At 53.5% G+C, this 6,268-nt stretch carries 5 protein-coding genes; all 5 read right to left on the bottom strand.

Annotation, left to right across the window (positions count from 1 at the left end; genetic code table 11):
- Positions 1–114: 114 nt before the first annotated feature.
- The gene (locus FBQ85_27475) at positions 115–1,536 is read right to left on the bottom strand and encodes a T9SS type A sorting domain-containing protein (protein MDL1878873.1); all 1,422 of its coding nucleotides are present in this window, start codon (positions 1,534–1,536) and stop codon (positions 115–117) included.
- 116 nt (positions 1,537–1,652) lie between these two features.
- Positions 1,653–4,163, bottom strand: a complete 2,511-nt coding sequence (locus tag FBQ85_27470) for a DUF3160 domain-containing protein (protein ID MDL1878872.1) — start codon at positions 4,161–4,163, stop codon at positions 1,653–1,655.
- Between the two features lie 71 nt (positions 4,164–4,234).
- Complete coding sequence (locus tag FBQ85_27465; protein MDL1878871.1) at positions 4,235–4,717, bottom strand: hypothetical protein; 483 nt, start codon at positions 4,715–4,717, stop codon at positions 4,235–4,237.
- A 303-nt stretch (positions 4,718–5,020) separates the two neighbouring features.
- A complete protein-coding gene (locus tag FBQ85_27460) occupies positions 5,021–5,878 on the bottom strand; it encodes a DUF429 domain-containing protein (protein MDL1878870.1) in 858 nt (285 codons plus the stop codon).
- A gap of 107 nt (positions 5,879–5,985) precedes the next feature.
- The coding region (locus FBQ85_27455) for a uracil-DNA glycosylase (protein MDL1878869.1) at positions 5,986–6,268 on the bottom strand (283 nt) is incomplete at its 5' end.

Here is a 6,268-nt window from a genome sequence, read left to right as displayed (position 1 = left end):
TGGGCGGCTGTTGAAGCCATGAAATTCGCGGTTGCAACAATGCCCCACAAGGGGGCAGGGCTACGAATCCTGTACACGCATTTAAAAAACGCTGTAAACTCGGGTTAGCCGGCCTTACTGCAACACCGTCCATTTCTTCACAATCATCCGGCTGCGCCACTGCGCTTGCATGAAATAAACCCCGGCTGTGAGCGAAGACGAGGCCAGCGACAGCGTGAGATTCTGCTCGCCGCCCGGCATATTAACACGCCAGAACGCAATTTGTTGCCCGAGAGTGTTGTATAGTCGAATATTGAGAGCATCGGCCGCCGGCGTACGAACATGAAACGTGAGAGCGGAGATATCTGCCAAGCGCCCCGGATTTGCGAACGAGGGTTCGAAACGAAAATCATCAGGCGGATGGCTTTGCTCTGTGATTTGCGCCGGCGCGAGCTTGTAAACAAATACACCGGTGCCGAGGGTGGCAAGATAGGCTATTTCCGGGCGCGGCGGCGGATCACGCGCGAGAAACGGATCCGCTATTATGCTCGTCACGCCTTTGCGCGAGCCGGCCGGAAACGGCTCTGTCCAACTTTCGCCGCCATTTCGCGTTTCGAATAGTTGAAAGACATCGTTTCCGATGAGAGAACCGCCCACGAACACGAGACCGGAAGAACCGCGGTTAATCAGAACCGAGGTGAACTCTCCGCGCGGATCAGTGAGGTTGGCTACTTCCCAGGTTTTGCCGGCGTCTTGGGTTTTGATCACGGTATGGCTCAACACGGCATAAACGATATTCGTATCTGCCGGATCAACTGCCAGCGCGCGGCACTCTTGTCTCAATATGAGATTTGTGGGGCTGCGATCTTCCCATGTTGTTCCGGAATCGCGCGAGCGCAGAATCAAAGTTGATTGTATTTCCAATCCGTCACTTAATGCGCCCCCGGCCCAGATTTCTTCTTCTGTCATGCGAATCTGCGAACGGTTGTAGGCAGCCAGCGCGCGAACGTTGGCATACTGTTTTTCCCAAACCAGTTGCCAGCTCTTACCGCGATCCAGCGAGCGATAGATTGAACCCGGCCCGGCAGCGAACGCCGTAACAAATTCCGGCCCGATCGATTGGCATACCGCCGTTCCCGCGAGTGCATCGATTCTCCGTACAGCAGAACGATCGATCCCGCTGTCTGCGATGACCCATGCGCCTTTTTTTTCGCAGGTGTCTGGGTATTGTTGGTAGAAATAAATCAGCGCAGAATCGCCGGGTGCTGGCTCTGGTTTTGCGCCAACCAATACCCCCTTCCAGCACACAAAGGGACAAACGGTATGAAACGCAAAAATCGAGGTTAACTTTTTTGCCGGCGCGCCGAGATGAATCCATTCCGGATCAGAAAGATTTCTCCGGTAAACGCCGCTGTCCTCGGTGGCAACGTACAGCGCGCCGAAGAATTCATTTATCGCTGTGACAGATTTCCCCTCCAGGCCAAATGGCTCGAGTTGTTGGGCGTGGGCGGCGCTGGTTGCCAGCAAAACGTAAATCAGCAGAAAGCAGGTTTTCATAAATTCGATTATAAAAGTTTTTTGGATGCCAGCCACCGCCTGGCCGTTACTCTCCAAGCTTTGATGGTTCGTATCAAAACAAATGCTAGGGCCAAGCCGCAGCAGATCATCCGTGGTTAGCGCAACAGCGTCAGCTTTCTCATCTGACTCACATTACCGACCTGCAGCCGGCAAAAATAAACGCTGGAGGCTGTGTCTTTGCCGGAGTCATTTTTCCCGTCCCATCTCACCAAATAATTGCCTGCCGGCAATGTCTGATCGATCAGCTCGCGTACCAATTCACCGCGCAGATTGTAAATCGCCAATTTTGCCGGGGCATGGGCAAATGCCGGTGAAATCTCAAAACGGATGAGAGTGTTCGCATTGAACGGATTGGGATAATTCTGGTGCAGCAATAAACTCTTGGGCAGATCGCTCGCCAATTGCGGCTCTTTCACACTGGTCGCGATTTGCGGACCCGCGCTGCGGCGCTTGCCTTCAGCATCAGCGAGATAAACATTCACCCACGCAGGACGAAAGGAGGGAGGGTGCTGATAAAGCTGCTGCCATTCCTCATCCGTCAAGCGCTTGAAATTCATCGTCACGTGTTCATAATAACTCATCACCGGCCCGATGAACGCCGTGGCTTTGCCCTCGTAATTTTCGGCAATGAAAACGCCGAGATCGAGCGGCCCGGTGCCGGCGTGCATGACTTTGCCGATGAGGGCGCCGCTTTCGTCCGTGGGCTGCGTGTGAACGTCTGCCACCACCAAATCTTTTTCGATGCTTTGTTCCGCGCCGCGATAATAGAGATACGCGTACCACCCGTCAAGCTGTTCGCCGCAGATGGGGGTGCTGTACATCATGCGCCGGAGAAACCGTATTTCTGCGGAATCCGGTTCCTCGTGGTGAAGCTGCTTGCCGGCAATCGCAGCCAGCGTGTCCATCACCCCGGCCATGTGAGAAAAATAGCGCGTGATGCTTGCCTTGAGCCATTCCTCGCCGAATGCTACGGTATTGAATTTCGCCTCCGCTTGTTCGGCATAACTTTGCAGCGTGCGATAAAATTCCGGAAACGGTTCGACGAAGCTGTATGGAAATAAGCAAGTCGTGCCGGAAGTATAAGATTGCTTGGCATAAAGCAGATTATCGTGGCGCAACTGTGCCCACGAAGCGAGTTGGGTATTCATCTTCTGCTGCCAAAATGCGCCGGTTTGCATGAATGCGGGAAAAACGGTTAGATCATCGGCAGGATTGAGGCGGCGAATGGCTTGCAGCCAAACGTTGTACAATGCGCTTTTCCAAAATTCTTCGTCATATGAATCGACGAGATAACGCAACGCTGACAGATTTGAGGCGTAGGGATAACGCTGCAACTCGTCTTTAAGGAGAATGCTCGCCGCGTCATTGCCCAGCGCAAACAGAACGTCGAGACTCGAGGGCAGCATGCGCAGCACTTTGCGATCTTGATATAAAATGCGATCGTACACCACGTTGCCCATGACGTAGGAGTCGATCACAAAACGCTGGCCGAGCAGCAGAAATGCCGAAGGCGGCGCAATTTGTTCGGGATTGTTGGGATCGGAAATCAGGATTTGCGAGTTGATGCGCTGAAGGGCGTAGGATTTTTCCGCGAGCGCAGATTGCAACGCCTGCAATCGACTGGAATCGAGCAACTCGCTTGCGTCTGCCAGGCTGATTTCATTCGCCAAAAGCTGCAAATGATCAACGGTGATATTGTCACTCTCGCCCACGAGAAAGCGAATGATGCCATCCATTTCCTGCCACAGAGTGAGACTGCCGCTGTTCTGCACCGCCTCCCAGAGCAAGTAGGCCGCGATCGTTTGCCGCTGAATGTCCGCCGCGCTCGGTTCCGAGCCGTCTTGCACTTTCGGTGGGGAAAGCATCAATTCCGTGCGGCCCAGCCAGATCATAGCCTTGAAATAATTGCGCAGATCTGCTTGATTGGTGTAATGCCCGCGCGGACGGAATTGACTGAAGCCGATCAGCCGTTGCGTCTCACTGAACAAAGAGAAATAAGCGGGCTGCTCAGCGGCAATCAGGTTCAGCAATTCTGCAACAGTCGAGGTATTCTCACTGCGTTGCGGCGCGAGTTGATTGCCGAGCAGGCGCAAGGCAACAGTCAGATAAACATCAACGTCATTCAACATCGGCTGCATTGCCGGCAAGTTGAGGTAACGCGTTGCCAAATTCGGCCATTCGTTACGCAGCTTGAGCAACAACTCTTGCAAGCGCGGAATGAGCACGCCGGTTTCCGTGTCTTGCAGAATCGCGTCATAGGAACGATGCAGCGCATGCAAAATGGCATCGGTTGAAACGAATACCGGCAAGTCATGTTTGTAGATTTCAAGAAAGGCATGGCCAAAGCTGTCGCGCCTCAACCGCTCGCTCACCACAAAGCCATTTTCACGCAGCAAGGCTTGTTCATCGGAGGTATCGAGTTTACTTCGAAAATTCGGCGTGGGATGCAGGCCGCGCAGTTGCTCGTGAGTCAAATCGCGGTGGCTGGCGAGGAAATTGGTGTAGGCCTGCAAGTCGAAGCTGCCGCCGGCTTGTGCGTGTGTTTGCGGCGCATGCGCGCCGACCAGCAAAGTCAGGCACAACATCATCGTAACGAAATGTCGCATAATCTATCCTCCCGAGGTTTGAAAAAAACATTATATCAAGTTGCAGCGGTGTAAGCCAGTCGGACTGGTATTCACAATTCAATTCGAAATGGTATATCCGGAGGCTCCACCACGGGAGCTTTTTGGAAGCCATAGCGCATGACGGCACGCGCGAAATAGTCGCCGGGCGCGAGTTCAATGCGTGGCTGTCTCGCCGGCGAATTCGGCGCACGCCAGGTCTGGGTTTCCGTCTGGCCGTTGCGCAAGACGCCAGACTCAACCACCTGAACCCAAGCCAGTCCATCGACCGAAGAGGTGATCGTGCTGTCTGCTTGTCTGATTTCGAAAATCACAGTCGGGCCGGAGTGGCGATAGATTTGATCCTTGCCGCTAAGATTGGTGATTGCAAAGATCAGATCAAAAGATTCTCCAGTTCGAAAAGTGGCACGCGGCTGGCCGGTGGTATCGGAGATGGCAAAGGTGACTTTCATCCCGTTGTCCGGCTCCATTGGACTGAAAAGATCACACGATTTGAAGGCAAGGACAACCAGGCTGATAAGGAATGCAGCTTTCATCATTTTACCTCAACATCCATTCAAGCTGGCAGGCATTCTTTCAACTGAATCACTCTTCAGCCTGCTTCTCTATTCTTAAAGTACTTGGGGATTTGGGGATGAATCAAGTTTCTCAGAATCTATGCTAAATCAAAAGTAATGCCAATGAACAAGAAAGACGTGGTGAGTCCAGAGCCTGCGCGTGCTCTGAAAGCCAAAATCTTGATAGTTGAAAAATTTGGTTTTAGGATAACGGGGATAAGGCGGGGAAAAGGAAGGTCTCAAAGCATGTGGTCAAAGGATACCCTGCGGCGGTTTTGGCACTCAAATTTTTGAGGCCATCACCAGTTTTTTGGATCGAAAGTCTGGCGCAGGCAGCCAAATCGCTGCCTCCTGATTGCCATATGGCCGGGCACGGCCGCGCCAAAACTGATACCCGATCCAGGCGCACACTACGGCATCCAGCGCATCTTCGAGATGCTTGAGCCGCGCTTTGTTGCCATTCTTGAGCAAGATTTTTGCGGAAGGAATGAGGTTTTCGAGGCCGTCGATTTCATCAGCCAGCGCCCGGCGCAAAGCGTCAAGATTTTTGCAGAGGCGTAGCCAGCGTGTGCGTGATTTTGCTTCGGACCAGTATTGCGACAGGCGTGAGGTTTTGTAAGCCAGCCGCATGCGTAACTGCATCAATTCGATGATGGCCGGATGCGGGTAGGTTTCGATGAAAACGCGCGCTGCGCGTTTGGCGGCGCCGTGTGTGTACCATTCATACCCGGCTTTGCACAATTGCTGAAAGAGGGATTTCGAAATCGGACCCGGGCGCAATGCCGAAGGGGTGTGCGTGCCTGCGCCGCGACTCACGTACGCCGAGGTGACAGCATTGTCGCAAGGCCGCCGACCGTTGAGCGGCTTGGCCGCCAGAGGAATATCCAGCGCCACAATTTGCGGCAACTCGCCAGTGAGTTTTTTGCAGCGAGTAAGCAAAGCGTCGATGGGAGGCAGGCAGCCGCGAACGCGAGTGCGCCAATCGATTTCCGCATGCGCTTCGCTGCCAAGGAATTCGTCATAAGATCGCCCGAGCGCGATCAACTCAGGTTTGGCGTTTTTGCGGACACGCAACAGCGCTACTCCCGAGGGTTGATGCGCCGTCCACGCCGCGTCGATGCCGAGAATGTGTGCAGGCATAATTGTGATGGTCCCGTCCGGGTGGTTGTTGCTGAGATATCAAATATTAATTGAGTTTATAAGATCACATGAGAACCGCCCGGCGGTTTGAGAGCTCGGAGCCGGCCTTATTCAGAATCGAGCAACTGCCGCGCGCGGCGAAACACTCCGTCGAACATCGCCTCCGTCAACCTTCCCGTAAACGTGTTTTGCTGGCTGGGATGAAATGATGCGATCAGCGTGATCTTGTCCGTCAGCTTCACTTCCGCGCGATGCCCGAATTTCGGTTTGGGAGAATGATTGACGCCATACACTTCACCGAAAACAGAAAGCGCGGTATCAAATGCGATTTTGCCGAGCGCAATCACCACCTTCACTCTCTTCATGAGAGTGACTTCTTCAAGAATATAG

The organism is Cytophagia bacterium CHB2 (genome assembly GCA_030263535.1).
Classification (GTDB): domain Bacteria; phylum Zhuqueibacterota; class Zhuqueibacteria; order Zhuqueibacterales; family Zhuqueibacteraceae; genus Coneutiohabitans.
The sequence above is the reverse complement of the archived record's forward strand: the minus strand, read 5'-3'. Positions and strand labels throughout refer to the sequence as shown.